Annotated in this window: 15 protein-coding genes; 9 read left to right on the top strand and 6 right to left on the bottom strand. The window is 47.4% G+C overall.

What is annotated here, in order from left to right:
• Positions 1-3 precede the first annotated feature (3 nt).
• The 3 genes from mraZ to bioB form a co-directional block, all read right to left on the bottom strand.
• A complete protein-coding gene (mraZ, locus tag ICN12_RS04405; protein WP_041484992.1) occupies positions 4-432 on the bottom strand; it encodes a division/cell wall cluster transcriptional repressor MraZ in 429 nt (142 codons plus the stop codon).
• Positions 433-705: 273 nt separating this feature from the next.
• The gene (gene coq7 / locus ICN12_RS04400; RefSeq protein WP_216270931.1) at positions 706-1,335 is read right to left on the bottom strand and encodes a 2-polyprenyl-3-methyl-6-methoxy-1,4-benzoquinone monooxygenase; all 630 of its coding nucleotides are present in this window, start codon (positions 1,333-1,335) and stop codon (positions 706-708) included.
• 15 nt (positions 1,336-1,350) lie between these two features.
• Complete coding sequence (gene bioB / locus ICN12_RS04395) at positions 1,351-2,388, bottom strand: biotin synthase BioB (protein ID WP_216270929.1); 1,038 nt, start codon at positions 2,386-2,388, stop codon at positions 1,351-1,353.
• An 89-nt stretch (positions 2,389-2,477) separates the two neighbouring features.
• Between bioB and bioA the strand changes: the two genes are divergently transcribed.
• Genes bioA through ICN12_RS04375 form a run of 4 tightly spaced genes read left to right on the top strand, consistent with a single transcriptional unit; the run spans position 2,478 to position 6,985 of the window.
• Complete coding sequence (bioA, locus tag ICN12_RS04390; RefSeq protein ID WP_216270926.1) at positions 2,478-3,824, top strand: adenosylmethionine--8-amino-7-oxononanoate transaminase; 1,347 nt, start codon at positions 2,478-2,480, stop codon at positions 3,822-3,824.
• A complete protein-coding gene (gene bioF, locus ICN12_RS04385; protein ID WP_216270924.1) occupies positions 3,821-5,050 on the top strand; it encodes an 8-amino-7-oxononanoate synthase in 1,230 nt (409 codons plus the stop codon). The genes bioA and bioF overlap by 4 nt, the downstream gene beginning before the upstream one ends.
• Positions 5,047-5,769 carry a dethiobiotin synthase gene (gene bioD, locus ICN12_RS04380; RefSeq protein WP_216270922.1) on the top strand — a complete coding sequence of 241 codons (723 nt, stop codon included), beginning with the start codon at positions 5,047-5,049 and terminating at the stop codon, positions 5,767-5,769. Before bioF ends, bioD begins: the two co-directional genes overlap by 4 nt.
• A gap of 19 nt (positions 5,770-5,788) precedes the next feature.
• Positions 5,789-6,985 (top strand): M20 aminoacylase family protein, encoded by a 1,197-nt coding sequence (locus ICN12_RS04375; RefSeq protein ID WP_216270920.1) that lies wholly within the window; start codon positions 5,789-5,791, stop codon positions 6,983-6,985.
• Positions 6,986-6,990: 5 nt separating this feature from the next.
• Here ICN12_RS04375 and ICN12_RS04370 read toward each other — a convergent pair whose 3' ends face one another.
• The 3 genes from ICN12_RS04370 to apaG form a co-directional block, all read right to left on the bottom strand.
• Positions 6,991-7,767: an enoyl-CoA hydratase gene (locus ICN12_RS04370; RefSeq protein ID WP_216270918.1), complete on the bottom strand. Its 777-nt coding sequence runs from the start codon at positions 7,765-7,767 to the stop codon at positions 6,991-6,993.
• 26 nt (positions 7,768-7,793) lie between these two features.
• A complete protein-coding gene (gene mltA / locus ICN12_RS04365; protein ID WP_216270917.1) occupies positions 7,794-8,948 on the bottom strand; it encodes a murein transglycosylase A in 1,155 nt (384 codons plus the stop codon).
• A 126-nt stretch (positions 8,949-9,074) separates the two neighbouring features.
• Positions 9,075-9,449, bottom strand: coding sequence for a Co2+/Mg2+ efflux facilitator ApaG/CorD (gene apaG, locus ICN12_RS04360; RefSeq protein WP_216270914.1), 375 nt, complete (start codon positions 9,447-9,449; stop codon positions 9,075-9,077).
• A gap of 49 nt (positions 9,450-9,498) precedes the next feature.
• On the opposite strand from apaG, the gene rpe reads away from it, so the two are divergent.
• Genes rpe through trpC form a run of 5 tightly spaced genes read left to right on the top strand, consistent with a single transcriptional unit; the run spans position 9,499 to position 14,140 of the window.
• Positions 9,499-10,224 (top strand): ribulose-phosphate 3-epimerase, encoded by a 726-nt coding sequence (gene rpe / locus ICN12_RS04355; protein WP_216270912.1) that lies wholly within the window; start codon positions 9,499-9,501, stop codon positions 10,222-10,224.
• Positions 10,224-11,729 (top strand): anthranilate synthase component I, encoded by a 1,506-nt coding sequence (trpE, locus tag ICN12_RS04350; RefSeq protein WP_216270910.1) that lies wholly within the window; start codon positions 10,224-10,226, stop codon positions 11,727-11,729. Before rpe ends, trpE begins: the two co-directional genes overlap by 1 nt.
• Entirely contained in the window at positions 11,713-12,279 is a 567-nt protein-coding gene (locus ICN12_RS04345; protein WP_216270908.1) for an aminodeoxychorismate/anthranilate synthase component II, read from the top strand. The genes trpE and ICN12_RS04345 overlap by 17 nt, the downstream gene beginning before the upstream one ends.
• Before the next feature lie 23 nt (positions 12,280-12,302).
• Positions 12,303-13,325 carry an anthranilate phosphoribosyltransferase gene (trpD, locus tag ICN12_RS04340; RefSeq protein ID WP_216270906.1) on the top strand — a complete coding sequence of 341 codons (1,023 nt, stop codon included), beginning with the start codon at positions 12,303-12,305 and terminating at the stop codon, positions 13,323-13,325.
• Between the two features lie 11 nt (positions 13,326-13,336).
• A complete protein-coding gene (trpC, locus tag ICN12_RS04335; protein ID WP_216270904.1) occupies positions 13,337-14,140 on the top strand; it encodes an indole-3-glycerol phosphate synthase TrpC in 804 nt (267 codons plus the stop codon).
• Positions 14,141-14,404: the final 264 nt, after the last annotated feature.

The raw sequence follows: 14,404 nt of genomic DNA, 5'->3' as shown, positions 1-14,404 counted from the left end.
TCATCAAAAATTAAATTGCTTCAGGGCTTCAGGCATACCTTGTGCAATGGCAGCCTGTTCTTTTGCAGCGTAAGTAGCGGCGTCCCACAACTCCAGATGACTACCCATTCCGAGCAGCATCACTTCTTTTTCAATACCAGCAGCTGATCGCAACTCCGGACTCACCAAAATTCTTCCGGCGCTATCCAAATCCACTTCTGCAGCATTACCAAGGAAGATTCGACGCCACCAATGGGCATCCATCGGTAATTGCGCTACGCGAGATCGAAAGGTTTCCCACTCCGGGCGGGGGAATAAAAGGAGGCATCCATCAGGGTGCTTGGTAAGCGTAATTCGGCCCTCGCCTTGAACTAACAAGGCGTCACGATGCTTTGCCGGCACAGACATGCGGCCTTTTGCATCTAAATTGAGAGCTGACGCACCTTGAAACACCATTTACCCCACTTTTTCACACTTCCTCCCACTTTAGAGGATCGCAATAAGAGGGTCAAGTGTTTTTGGGTAATTTTTTAGGAAATTCCCTAGCAATTACAAACACTTAGCGTGATGTGTTGAGAAAATGGTAGTTATAAAAATGCTACTTGAAACAATGGCTTGGAAAATATACTTAAGAATAGATCTTAGCTATTTAACCTAATAATAGGTAAATATACTGTATTAATAAACAGTATTCTGAATAAATATATCCGAAAAATTAATTTGGAATTAAATTTTGTAAGCAGTCGTCGTCATGACCTTGGACATTGCCTGCATTAACTTTTTAATCGGCTCCGGCAAAACTGCTCCACCAGCAGAAATTGCCGCTTGTCCATGCTCAATTTCATCGATGCGCATTTGGTCAACAATCGCACGTGAACGGTGATCTTCTGCGGGCAATTTTTCGAGATGACTCTCTAGATGATTTTCCACCTGTTTTTCGGTTTCTGCGACAAAGCCCAGACTCCACTTATCGCCCGCTAAGCCAGCAGCCAAGCCGATTGCGAAGGATCCTGCATACCAGATTGGATTGAGGTAACTAGTATGAGAACCCAACTCTTGCAGACGAGTTTCGCACCAAGCTAAATGGTCCATTTCTTCCTGGCCAGAATGATCTAGCATCTGCTGAATTTCTGGGTTGCGAGCCACTAATTTTTGAGATTGATACAGTGCCTGGGCGCAGACTTCGCCAACATGATTTACGCGCATCAATCCTGCCGCATGCTCTCGCTCCTTGGCATCCAATAAACCAGTTAATTGGGCTTCAGATCCAGGGGTTGGTCGATGAGCATGAGCGCCCCCGACAACCGAGCGAAGTGCCGCATCAAACTCAATAATGAAGCGGTCTACTAGTGCCATTTAACTTCTAAAGCCTTAGACCAAAACCTCTGCTTTGCAGCTTTGCTTGGTCTTTAAGCCTAACTCGGCCAAGAGTTCGCGGTCTTGTTCTGCCTCAGGGTTACCGGTAGTGAGTAGTTGCTCACCATAGAAAATTGAGTTTGCACCCGCCTGGAAGCACATGGCCTGAACCGCTCGTCCGAGCTCCTGGCGACCAGCTGACAGACGTACTCGTGCATGAGGCATGGTGATACGGGCTACGGCAATCGTTCTGACAAACTCCAATGGATCCAAAGGTTTCTGATCTTCTAAAGGAGTGCCAGCCACAGGAACCAGATGGTTAATCGGTACTGACTCTGGGTATGGACTCAAATTGGCCAAACGGGCTAAAAATGCCGCACGTTGCTCGCGGGACTCACCCATACCAACAATGCCGCCGCAACAAACTGACATACCAGCAGCGCGCACATTTGAAATCGTGTCTAAACGGTCTTGATAGCCCCGCGTAGAAATAACTGAGCGATAGAAGTCCTCGCTAGTATCTAAATTATGGTTATAGAAGTCCAAGCCGGCCTCCTGAAGGGCTTGAGCCTGGCCAGCCTCCAGCATCCCTAGAGTGGCACAGGTTTCAAGGCCTAAGGCCTTGACGCCTTTAATCATGGCCGTTACTTTTTCAATATCACGATCTTTAGGCTCGCGCCAAGCAGCGCCCATGCAAAACCGGTTAGATCCAGCAGCCTTGGCAGCCTTGGCAGCCTCCAGCACTTCGTCTAAATCCATTAACTTATTGGCTTTAACATCCGTGTCATACCGGGCGGCCTGCGGGCAATAGCCGCAATCCTCAGGGCAGCCACCAGTCTTAATCGACAGCAGGGTCGCTAATTCCACATCGCCGTCAGGGAAGTTAGCGCGGTGAGTCTCTTGCGCCCTAAAGATCAGATCGCTAAATGGGAGGGCAAAAAGCGCCTCAATTTGAGCCACAGACCAAGCGCCTGAAGCGTCTACCTCTTTCTGCAAATCCTTTTGGGATTTGACGTGGGTGAGGGGTTTTTCAGTAGTTTGGGTGGCCTGCATAGTCGAATTCCAGAAAATAGATTAATTCAAGGCATAAACATAACAGATACAGGCCTAAATTAGGAAAAACTAGTGGTCAAATACCAAACATGAAGCATATTTCTGATCCAAATCAAATGTCACTGGTTGATCGCAGCCTAAATGCCGTATGGCATCCCTGCACACAGATGAAGCATCACGAATCCCTACCCTTAATTGCGATCACCCGCGGTAAGGGTGCGTGGCTCTTTGATGAAAAAGACAACGCGCTCCTCGATTGCATTAGCTCTTGGTGGACCAATCTATTTGGTCACTCTAATCCCCGAATCAATCAAGCCATTAGCAATCAGCTGGAAAAAATTGAGCATGTCATGCTCGCTGGATTTACACACCCCCCAGTAGTAGCGCTTTCAGAAAAACTATCCGCTTTAACTCAAGGACATCTGGGTCATGTGTTTTACGCATCCGATGGTGCCTCTGCGGTAGAGATTGCCCTAAAGATGAGTCACCATTTTTGGCGACTAAATAATAAGCCGCAAAAGAAAAAATTTGTTTGCTTAGAAAATGGTTACCACGGAGAAACTTTAGGCGCACTAGCGGTGACTGACGTTGCGATCTTTCGGGAGGCCTATGGCGAGCTCTTGCAAGATGTATTCACTGTTTCATCTCCTGACGCACGAAAGGCACAAGCAGGTGAAGATGCTGAGGATGTTGCTAAGCATGCCGCAAAAAAATTAGAAGAGTTATTGCAATCCGAACATCAAAATATTGCCGCCATCATTGTTGAACCACTCATTCAATGCGCCGGACAGATGGCAATGTACTCACCGGAATATCTGCGATTAGTACGAGCACTCTGCGATCGCTACGACGTTCACCTCATCGCCGATGAAATTGCCGTGGGCTGTGGTCGTTCAGGAAAGTTTTTTGCTTGCGAACATGCCGGAATCTGGCCAGACTTCTTAACCCTGTCCAAAGGCATTAGTGGCGGTTACCTTCCGCTCTCACTTTCCATGACTACGGATATGATTTATCGCGCCTTTTATGGTGATAAAACACAACAAGGCTTCCTACATTCACATTCCTATACGGGCAATCCGCTAGCATGTGCTGCCGCCCTCGCCTGCTTAGAAATTTTTGAAACTGAATCTGTTCTTGAAAAAAATATTGAGCGCAGTAATGATCTTGCAAATGCTTTTGCTTGGGCAAAAGCAGATGCTCGTATTGAACATTGGCGTCAGCAGGGCATGATCCTGGCATTTGATGTCAAGTCAGAATCGCTCAAACGCCCAAATACTTTTTCACGAGAAATGTTTACAGCAAGTCTGGATGAGGGTGTACTCATCAGGCCAATTGGCAATACGATTTATCTAATGCCCCCGTATATTCTTTCAACCGATGAAGCGATGCAAATGGGCGCATCCGTACAGCGTGCTTTAGATCGAGCACTTGCATGAGCAGAACTTTCAATGCGCTCAACATGGCTGAAGGCCAGATTGCCAGTCTGGATGAACGGCTTCTCAGGCGTAAGCTGCGCACCACTGAGTCACCATGCGACACCAAAGCAAGAGTTGACAACCGAGAGCTCAAAGCTTTTTGCAGTAATGATTATTTAGGTCTCGCAAACCACCCCGCATTAGTGGCAGCCCTTGCTGAAGGCGCCAAAAAATATGGTGTTGGCAGCGGCGCCTCTCACTTGATTAGTGGCCATAGCATTGCACATGACTTACTTGAAAAAAAATTAGCCGCTTTTGAGAGCGCCCATATTCCGAATACACGAGCTTTATTCTTTAGCACTGGCTATCTTGCTAACATCAACGCTATTACCGGGCTAGCCAGACTTGCCAAACAGGGCGAGGCAAGCATCTATTCAGCCAAACTGAATCACGCCTCTTTGATTGATGGCATTCGTTTAGCTAGCGCTCAAACTAAAGCGAATGTGACTTTGTTTGATCACCAAGACCTCGACTCGCTTGAGAATGCATTGAAGCACGATGCACATCCACTTAAGTTGATTGTGGTCGACGGCGTCTTCAGCATGGATGGCGATATTGCGCCAGTAGAAAAATTGCTTCAAATCGCTGAGCAATATGATGTGCTGCTGATGGTAGATGATGCCCATGGGTTTGGTGTGCTTGGCAAACACGGTCACGGCATTCTGGAGCAATCCAATGTGCATTCAGAAAGAATTATTTATATCGGCACACTTGGTAAAGCGGCCGGTGTCGGCGGCGCCTTTATTTGCGGAGCAGCCCCATTTATTGAATGGCTGATTCAAAAAGGTCGCCCTTATATTTACAGCACAGCAACACCACCAGCCATTGCACATACCCTTCTTAAGAGCCTGGAGATCATAGAGGGAAATGAAGGTATTGAACGTCGTAAAAAATTAAACCAATTGATCGAAATTTGGCGGGAAGAAATGACATTCTCCAATTGGGAGAAGATCTCTTCATCCACGCCTATTCAACCAGTGATTCTAGGAAGTAATGCCAACGCATTGGCAGTAGCACAGTTACTAGATAAAGCAGGGTACTGGATTCCGGCAATTCGGCCACCCACCGTCCCTGTTGGTAGCTCTCGCCTACGCATTACATTTTCTGCAAACCACAGTATTGACGACTTACGAGAACTCATCCAGACCTTAAAGGGGATTGAGCAAAGAGTAGAGGGTGGAACATGACCTCAAACTTGCCCACGAGTTTTTTTGTAACTGGTACTGACACTGAAGTTGGCAAGACTTTGGTAAGCGGCGCTTTAGTCCTGAAGCTTAAAGAAAAAGGATTGAGTGCAGCAGGCTTTAAACCTGTTGTTGCTGGAACTTATACGGGCTCTAGCGGCCAAAAACTAAATGAAGACCTAGAAGCACTACGCATTGCTTCAGGATTGAATCCCAACGAACAAAGTCTTTGCCCTTATGTTCTCGATGAAGCGGCAGCGCCACACCTTGTTGCCAAGAAAAATGGCATCTACTTGGATTGCACGATCATTCTGGGCGCTTTAAATTCTCTGGATCATCAATTTGATTCGGTCGTTGTCGAAGGCGCAGGTGGGTTTTTAGTTCCTTTAAATGAGCAAGAAGATTTAGGTGATTTGGCTCAGGCGATGGATTTACCAGTGATCCTCGTGGTTGGAATGCGCCTAGGGTGCATTAACCATGCTTTACTCACTTGTGAGGCCATTCAGTCTCGTCAATTAACGATTGCAGGATGGGTTGCCAATACCCTTTCCGATGAAATGCCTCTTTTAGAAGAGAATATTCAAACCTTAAAAGACCGAATATTTGCCCCATTTCTGGGAATCATTCCCAGCCTTCCAGCGCAACTCAAGAAGTCAGAGAATGCCCCTTACTCCATAGAGGCATTAGGTTTTGCTGCAGAGCACATAAAGCTGCCTGAGTAAATTCAGATAAGATGAAGTTATGCGATTACTTCCAGAAATCATCGACTCCGCATCCGCCATACAAGAGATTCGCCGCAATATTCATGCGCATCCAGAATTGCGCTTTGAAGAAAATCGTACTTCTGATCTTGTAGCTGAAGCACTTTCGAGCTGGGGAATCACGGTTTATCGTGGTCTTGGAAAAACTGGGGTTGTCGGTAGACTTGATGGCGACTTAGGTCCAGGCAAGATGGTTGGCTTGCGCGCCGACATGGATGCCCTGCCACTTCAAGAACACAATACCTTTGAACACACTTCAAAGAATCCAGGAAAAATGCATGCCTGCGGCCATGATGGTCACACTGCAATGCTCTTGGGCGCAGCTCAATACTTATCTAATCATCGAGACTTTACAGGTTCGGTCATTTTCATTTTTCAGCCAGCCGAAGAAGGTGGTGCTGGTGCGCAAGAAATGATTAACGATGGCCTTTTTAAGCAATTTCCTTGTGACGCCGTGTTTGGCCTCCACAACTGGCCAGGTCTTGCTGAAGGCCATTTCGGCGTGACAGCTGGTCCCATGATGGCCTCAAGCAATACTTTTGAAATCACCATTCGCGGTAAAGGTGGTCATGCTGCCTTGCCACACAATAGCGCTGATCCTGTCTTAGCAGGTACGCAAGTTGTTCAAGCCCTACAAAGCATCATCACGCGCAATAAGCGGCCCGTAGATGCGGCTGTTTTGTCGGTCACGCAATTTCATGCTGGTGAGACAAGTAATGTCATCCCTGATAGCGCCTTTATCGGTGGAACAGTTCGTACATTCACGATAGAAGTTTTAGATTTGATCGAACAGCGCTTAAAAGAAATCTCACACAACGTAGCTAACGCATTTGACTGTCAAGCAGAAGTGAGTTTTGCTCGCAACTATCCCCCACTAATTAATCATGATGATGAAGTGGAGTTCGCAAGCGAAGTGATGGGCGAGCTCGTTGGAGCGCAGAACGTCAATACCTCTATCGACCCAACCATGGGTGCTGAGGATTTTGCTTTTATGCTGCTGGAGAAACCCGGTTGCTATGTTTTCTTAGGCAATGGTGATGGCGATCATCGCTCCGTAGGGCATGGCATGGGCCCATGCCATCTACACAATCCATCTTATGACTTCAATGATGCATTGATCCCAGTTGGCGTGAGCTACTGGGTCAAGCTAGCTCAACGCTATTTAGAAAAAACTTAATTACTTTAAGAGTTAGTAAATTGAGCTGGGCGCTTTTCCATAAAGGCGGCCATACCTTCTTTTTGATCGTTAGTCGCAAAACAAGCATGGAATAAGCGACGCTCAAAATGAATACCTTCTGCAAGGGTAGTTTCATAAGCGGTGTTGATTGCTTCCTTCACCATCATTGCTGTTAGCAATGGCATATCAGCAATGGTTTTGGCAATCGCTTTAACCTCTTTCAATAAATCCGCTTGAGGAAAAATTCGGGCGACGAGGCCTGAGCGCTCGGCTTCAGCAGCATCCATCATGCGGCCAGTCAATGCCAAATCCATAGCCTTAGCCTTAGAGACGGCACGTGGCAAACGCTGCGTACCACCAGCACCAGGGATAATTCCTAATTTCACTTCTGGTTGGGCAAACTTCGCACTATCAGCAGCCATGATGGTGTCGCACATCATCGCCAATTCGCATCCGCCGCCAAGGGCGTAACCGGACACTGCAGCAATCACTGGCTTACGTACTTTTTTCATCTCTTCCCAGTTGCGAGAGATAAAATCTCCACGGTACACATCACCAAATCCATACTTCGCCATCGTCGCAATATCTGCGCCAGCAGCAAAGGCTTTTTCACTGCCGGTAACGATGATGCAACCAATATTGTCATCCGCATCAAAGCCTAACAAAGCCGCACCTAATTCATCCATTAACTCATCATTCAAGGCATTTAGCACTTGAGGGCGATTCAAAGTAATCACGGCAACCTTGCCATCTACTTCAGTCAATATGGTGTTGTAAGTCATCAATATCTTTCAAAAAAATAATTCATTCAGCGCGGCAACAATAACCACATCTTGCCATCTTGCTTCATCCGTCCCGCCAATTCTCCAGCGGAATCTCCCGATCCCCAATAGTAATCTGCCCGTACCCCGCCCACAATGGCTTTGCCCGTGTCCTGGGCCATCACCAATTTTTGCAGGGTTTGACTACTCAATGGTTTAGTCGTACTCAAAAATACTGGTGCACCTAAAGGCATCGCCTTTAAATCAATCGCAATACTTCGCTCAGCAGTCAATGGCACCCCTAAAGCTCCATTAGGGCCAAGATCGGCGCTCACATTTCCTGGCAACTCTTTGAAGAACACAAAACGAGGATTGGCGTTGAGCATCTCTTCAACCCGGCTAGGGTTACGCTTGGCCCAGGCGGAGATGCCCTGCATGGTTGCTTCGCCACGAGTAATTTCCTTACGATCCAAGAGCCATTGAGCGAAAGACTTAAATGGTTGATCGTTGGTGCCGGCATAGCCCAGACGTAAGACACGGCCATCCTCAAGACGAATCTTTCCTGAGCCCTGTATTTGCATAAATGCAGCGGCAACTGGATCTTGCACCCAAGCAATCTCCGAGCCTCGAAGGACTCCGGAACTCATTAACTCTGCGCGCGTCGGCGCAGGACTCGGCTTCGATGTCTTCCAAGCATTTGGCAGCCCGTACAAGGGGACCGTGTAGCTTGCAGTGCGGGTCTGGGAGCCATTCATGATAGGTTCGTAATAGCCCGTGATCAGGCCGGATTCATTGCCGGTAGCACTGTTGCGCACTTCGTATACCTGAAAATTTCCCTCAAAATATTGGCGAATCGCTTGCTTGTCGCGCCCCGAGACGCTGGAAGCTTGGGAACATACCTGCTTCCAATTGATCTCGCTATTGCGCTTACGCAATGCATCACAACTCTTGAGCCACGCAGGCCAGGCCTGTATTAAGTCGTCCTCCTGCCAACCGGGCAACTCTTGCCATGCTACCGATCGAAAGCTGGCGATCGAGGAACTATAAGAAACTGGGGCACTACCACTAGAGCGGTAACCAGAGCCTCGTGTAGAAGGCGTGGAACAAGCCACCAATAAGCTTGCAATGCTGATAGCGAATACACTGCAGGCAAGGATTCGCAGAGTTTTCTCGCGACTTATTAATTTGGATATAGAAATCATGATTGCCAATTTACTCGATGAATACCCAATGATCTTGTTTGCCGTTGAGGGAGGTCTAGCTTTAGCCCTCCTGCTCTTTATTGTCCTTTGGACTGGTAAGGGCAAAAAATAGGGCTTTTTTAGAACTTAATGCAAAGTTCTAGGCATTACCAAGGCAAATTCTGGGATTGGGGCCTGGAAAAATTGAGCCTCTTCAGTGACGCAGAAATACTCCCCACGCATTGTTCCTGCCGGTGTCGGCAAAGTCGCCCAGCTGGTGTACTCAAATTGCTCGCCTGCCCGCAACAGCGGTTGCTGCCCTACAACCCCCAAGCCACGGACTTCTTGGACATCATTATCCCCATCGGTGATGAACCAATGGCGGGCTATTAGCTGAATACTGGCTGCGCCGGTATTTCGAATAGTGACGGTATAGGCAAACGCAAATTGGCGGTTATCTGGGTCAGACTGGTCGGGCAAATACTGGGTTTTGACCGTAATGCTAATTTCATGAGGATTCATGCTCGAATTCTGCTCCATCCTAAGGCCAACTGCAAGCTAGAATCTAGGGATGGATAGCCAGAAATCACCCTCAAATAGCCAGTTTGTTATTGCCCCCTCCATTTTGTCGGCTGACTTTGCCTGCCTTGGCAAAGAAGTTCAAGATGTTCTGATTGCGGGCGCTGACTGGATTCACTTTGATGTGATGGACAACCATTACGTCCCCAACCTGACTATTGGCCCCTTGGTATGCGAGGCAATTCGCCCACACGCATCAAAAGATGGCAAACCAGCCATGATTGATGTGCACCTGATGGTGGAGCCAGTAGATCGCTTGATTCCGGATTTTGCAAAAGCCGGAGCAAACCTCATTAGCTTTCACCCAGAGGCAAGTCCTCATGTGGATCGCACTATTAATTTGATTCGTGATCAAGGATGTCAAGCCGGACTTGTTCTCAATCCCGCGACACCGCTTCATCACTTAGACCACACTCTGGAGCTTCTCGATCTCGTCTTACTGATGTCTGTGAACCCAGGCTTTGGTGGTCAATCATTCATTCCAAGCACTCTGAATAAAATTGCTCAAGTTCGTGCACGCTTAGATCGTTATCAACAAGAAACCGGTCGTCATATTCGCTTAGAGGTCGATGGCGGAATTAAGGTCGACAATATTGCAGAGGTAGCTAAAGCTGGTGCAGATACTTTTGTTGCCGGCTCCGCAATCTTTGGCAAAGAGAATTATGCCGACGTGATTAAGGCGATGCGCGCAGAATTAGCGACCTCAGGAAAAGCGTAATGCAGCACGAAGAATTTTTAGCCCTAGCAAAACAGGGTTTCAATCGCATTCCACTGGTGAAAGAAGTTTTAGCCGACTTAGAGACACCTCTCTCGCTTTACGTCAAATTGACTCAAGCCTTTGGCCAAAAAAATACCTACCTACTTGAATCCGTTTTAGGTGGCGAGCGCTTTGGTCGCTTCTCCTTTATTGGCTTACCAGCTAAAACGGTTTTGAGAACAGTGGGTACACCGGCTTCACCACTGACTGAAGTGCTCCTTAATGACCAAGTGATTGAAACTAATCATGACAATCCATTGGATTTTGTGGATACTTACTTCAAACGCTTCAAAGTTGCAGTACAGCTAGGCCTCCCACGCTTCTGCGGTGGCCTTGCTGGCTACTTCGGCTATGACACGGTTCGCTATATCGAATCCCGCTTAGCCAAGCATAGCCTTCCAGATGAATTAGGTGTGCCTGATATTCAATTGATGTTGACGGAAGAGTTGGCGGTAATCGATAACGTGGCTGGTCGTATTTATTTAATTGTGTATGCAGACCCAAGTCTTGTAGATAGCTTTGAAAAAGGCCAAGCGCGATTAAAAGAGCTACTAGCCTGCCTAAGTAAACCTGTGAACATGCCGGCTTCATTGCCGAGTACTAAGACAGAGCTTATCCGCAAGTTCAAAGCAGTCGATTTTGAAAACGCAGTTCTTAAAACCAAAGAATATATTTTGGCTGGCGATTGCATGCAAGTAGTAATTGGTCAACGCATCAGCAAACCATTCACAGATTCACCGCTCGCTCTCTATAGGGCGTTGCGCTCGCTCAATCCATCGCCTTACATGTACTTCTATGACTTTGGTGATCTGCAAGTCGTCGGATCTTCACCTGAAATCCTAGTGCGCCAAGAGCAGCGTGATAGCCAAAAAATTGTCACCATTCGTCCGCTAGCGGGTACACGTCCTCGCGGCGCAACGCCTGAAGAAGATCAGCGCCTTGCTACAGAATTGCTTGCCGATCCCAAAGAAATTGCAGAGCATGTGATGTTGATTGATCTGGCTCGCAATGATGTTGGTCGCATTGCCAAAACAGGCACCGTCAAAGTCACCGACTCGATGTCGATTGAAAAGTACTCTCATGTACAACATATCGTGAGCTCTGTCGAAGGTGAACTGCTAGACAATATGAGCAATATGGATGTCTTGCGAGCAACCTTCCCGGCCGGCACTTTATCTGGCGCCCCAAAAATTCGGGCAATGGAAATTATTGATGAAATGGAAATCGTTAAACGCGGTGTCTATGGTGGCGCAGTAGGCTATCTCTCATTCTCGGGAGATATGGATGTGGCAATAGCCATTCGTACTGGCGTGATTCGTGATGGTGTATTGCACTCCCAGGCTGGCGCTGGTGTAGTTGCCGACTCAGACCCCACTGCCGAGTGGAAAGAAACCGAAGCCAAAGCCCGTGCGGTATTGATGGCGGCTGATTTAGTACAAGGAGGACTCGATGCTCCTCATGATTGATAACTACGATTCATTTACCTATAACCTCGTTCAGTATTTTGCAGAGCTGGGTGAAGAGGTCAAAGTCTTTCGTAATGATGAGATTGCAGTTGAAGAGATCGCCAAAATTAATCCTGCGCGCATTTGCATTTCACCTGGACCATGCAGCCCAGCTGAAGCAGGGATTTCAGTAGCTACGATCCAACGCTACGCAGGCCAGATTCCCATTCTGGGGGTATGTCTTGGACACCAAGCGATTGGTGAAGCGTTTGGCGGCAAGATTATTCGCGCCCAAAAAGTGATGCACGGCAAAACCGACGATATTTACCATACTGGTGTTGGCGTTTTCAAGGGATTACCAAGCCCATTCAAAGTGACGCGCTATCACTCTCTTGCAATTGATAAGAGTTCTTTGCCGGCTGTACTTGAAATCACTGCCACATCCTCTGATGGAGAAATCATGGGCGTACGCCACAAAGAACTCGCAGTTGAAGGCGTGCAATTTCATCCAGAATCCATTCTTTCTGAGCATGGCCACGCACTGCTAAAGAATTTCCTCCAAGCCAAATAACTCAAACCAAGTAACTAAGCACTATGCCAATCACCCCTCAGCAAGCACTGCAACGTTGCATTGAACATCGCGAACTCTTTCATGATGAGATGACTGCAATGATGCGCCTCATCATGAGTGGTGAGATGCCACCAACTTTAGTGGCTGGCTTGCTAGTTGCTCTACGCACAAAAAAAGAGACTGTTGGGGAAATTGCTGCAGCTGCTCAAGTGATGCGCGAATTTGCAACCCCAGTACATGTGGAAGACAGAAAAAATTTAGTTGATGTTGTGGGTACAGGTGGTGATGGCGCCCACACCTTCAATATTTCTACAGCAGCGATGTTTGTGGCAGCAGCTGCCGGTGCAAAAATTGCTAAGCACGGTAATCGTAGCGTGAGCAGCAAATCCGGAAGCGCAGACATTCTGGAATCATTTGGCGTGAAGTTATCGCTATCACCAGAGCAAGTAGCGCAATGCATTGCCAAGGTTGGAGCAGGCTTTATGTTTGCTCCAAACCATCACCCGGCTATGAAGAATGTCGTACCGATTCGTAAAGATCTTGGTGTGCGCACGATTTTCAATATCCTAGGCCCGCTGACTAACCCAGCAGATGCCAAGCGTATTCTGATGGGCGTGTTTCATGCAGACTTAGTAGGTATTCAGGCGCGCGTATTACAAGCCATGGGTATGGATCATGCGCTAGTAGTTTATGGTCGCGATGGTTTAGATGAGATTTCTCTTGAGGGCCCCACCCTCGTTGGCGAATTAAAAGATGGCCAGGTTCGCGAATATGAAATTCATCCACAAGACTTTGGCTTGAATACCGCTCCGACCAATGGCTTTAAGGTTGCCGATGCCGAAGAATCTAAAGCGATTGTTTTAGACGTGCTAAACAAAACGCCTGGTCCAGCAAGTGATATTGTTTGCCTCAATGCTGGCGCGGTACTGTATGTAGCAGATGTAGCTCCGAGTATCGCCAGTGGTATTCAGTTGGCACAGGCAGTCATTGCATCTGGTGCGGCCCGTCAAAAGCTTGACCAATTTGTTGCTGCAACCCAAAATTAATTAAGACTTTCATGAGCGATATCCTCGACAAAATTGTTGCAACCAAAAAGATTGAGGTCGCCTCAGATTCAAAAAAAATCTCTCTAGGCAATCAACGTGATCAGGCTGAAGAAAATAATCGCGATGCCACTCTAAAGCCACGCGGCTTTATTCAATCGATCAATCAGAAGATTGCATCTGGCAAAGCTGGCGTCATCACTGAAATTAAGAAGGCAAGTCCCAGCAAGGGAATATTGCGGGAAGACTTCCGGCCAGCTGAGATTGCTCAGTCCTATGAAAAAAATGGCGCAGCTTGCTTATCTGTTCTCACAGACAAAGACTATTTCCAGGGGGCAAATGCCTATCTTCAGGCAGCAAGAGCTGCCTGTAGCATTCCAGTGTTGCGCAAAGACTTCACGATCGACCCTTACCAAGTCTACGAAGCTAGAGCAATCGGTGCGGATGCCATTTTGTTAATCGTGGCCTGTCTTGAACTTAATCAAATGAAAGAGTTGGAAGCCTGCGCGCATGAACTTGGCTTAGATGTATTGGTGGAAGTGCACAATGCCCCTGAATTAGAGCAAGCTCTAGAACTTAAAACATCCCTGCTTGGGATCAATAATCGTAATCTCAAAACTTTTGAGGTTACCCTTCAAACAACATTGTCACTGCTATCAATGGTGCCGGATGGCAGAACCCTGGTCACTGAATCGGGAATCATGACGCGTGCCGATGTCCAACTGATGCGCGACCATCAAGTCAACGCATTTTTAGTTGGCGAAGCCTTTATGCGAGCCAACGATCCAGGAGCAGCGTTAAGCGAGCTCTTTGATTAATCAGCCCTTGAAGCTCTCATTAAATTCAGACTATATTTAATAAGAACAATCAGTAAAACTGTTCCTAGTACATCGCCCGAAAACATTGCCACGAAGTGATTTAGGCTCCCAGTGTCATCAAGGCCACGAATTCCGAACCACGGTAATCCCCCCATTTTTAACTTAAGCTAAAAGTAGAAGCTGGTACTGCAAGTGCTAGTTTTTGCTTTGGTGTAATTCCACCTAAGCCCATGTTCGGTCTTTCATGATTGTATGTCCACATCC

Origin of the sequence: Polynucleobacter sp. AM-25C3 (genome assembly GCF_018882335.1) — a bacterium.
Lineage (GTDB): Bacteria > Pseudomonadota > Gammaproteobacteria > Burkholderiales > Burkholderiaceae > Polynucleobacter.
This window is presented reverse-complemented; position numbering and strand designations above follow the sequence as displayed.

Coding starts and splice junctions, on each gene's coding strand:
- coq7 (WP_216270931.1), bottom strand. CDS start 1,335: ATGGCACTAGTAGACCGCTTCATTATTGAGTTTGATGCGGCACTTCGC.
- bioB (WP_216270929.1), bottom strand. CDS start 2,388: ATGCAGGCCACCCAAACTACTGAAAAACCCCTCACCCACGTCAAATCC.
- bioA (WP_216270926.1), top strand. CDS start 2,478: ATGAAGCATATTTCTGATCCAAATCAAATGTCACTGGTTGATCGCAGC.
- bioF (WP_216270924.1), top strand. CDS start 3,821: ATGAGCAGAACTTTCAATGCGCTCAACATGGCTGAAGGCCAGATTGCC.
- bioD (WP_216270922.1), top strand. CDS start 5,047: ATGACCTCAAACTTGCCCACGAGTTTTTTTGTAACTGGTACTGACACT.
- ICN12_RS04375 (WP_216270920.1), top strand. CDS start 5,789: ATGCGATTACTTCCAGAAATCATCGACTCCGCATCCGCCATACAAGAG.
- ICN12_RS04370 (WP_216270918.1), bottom strand. CDS start 7,767: ATGACTTACAACACCATATTGACTGAAGTAGATGGCAAGGTTGCCGTG.
- mltA (WP_216270917.1), bottom strand. CDS start 8,948: ATGATTTCTATATCCAAATTAATAAGTCGCGAGAAAACTCTGCGAATC.
- apaG (WP_216270914.1), bottom strand. CDS start 9,449: ATGAATCCTCATGAAATTAGCATTACGGTCAAAACCCAGTATTTGCCC.
- rpe (WP_216270912.1), top strand. CDS start 9,499: ATGGATAGCCAGAAATCACCCTCAAATAGCCAGTTTGTTATTGCCCCC.
- trpE (WP_216270910.1), top strand. CDS start 10,224: ATGCAGCACGAAGAATTTTTAGCCCTAGCAAAACAGGGTTTCAATCGC.
- ICN12_RS04345 (WP_216270908.1), top strand. CDS start 11,713: ATGCTCCTCATGATTGATAACTACGATTCATTTACCTATAACCTCGTT.
- trpD (WP_216270906.1), top strand. CDS start 12,303: ATGCCAATCACCCCTCAGCAAGCACTGCAACGTTGCATTGAACATCGC.
- trpC (WP_216270904.1), top strand. CDS start 13,337: ATGAGCGATATCCTCGACAAAATTGTTGCAACCAAAAAGATTGAGGTC.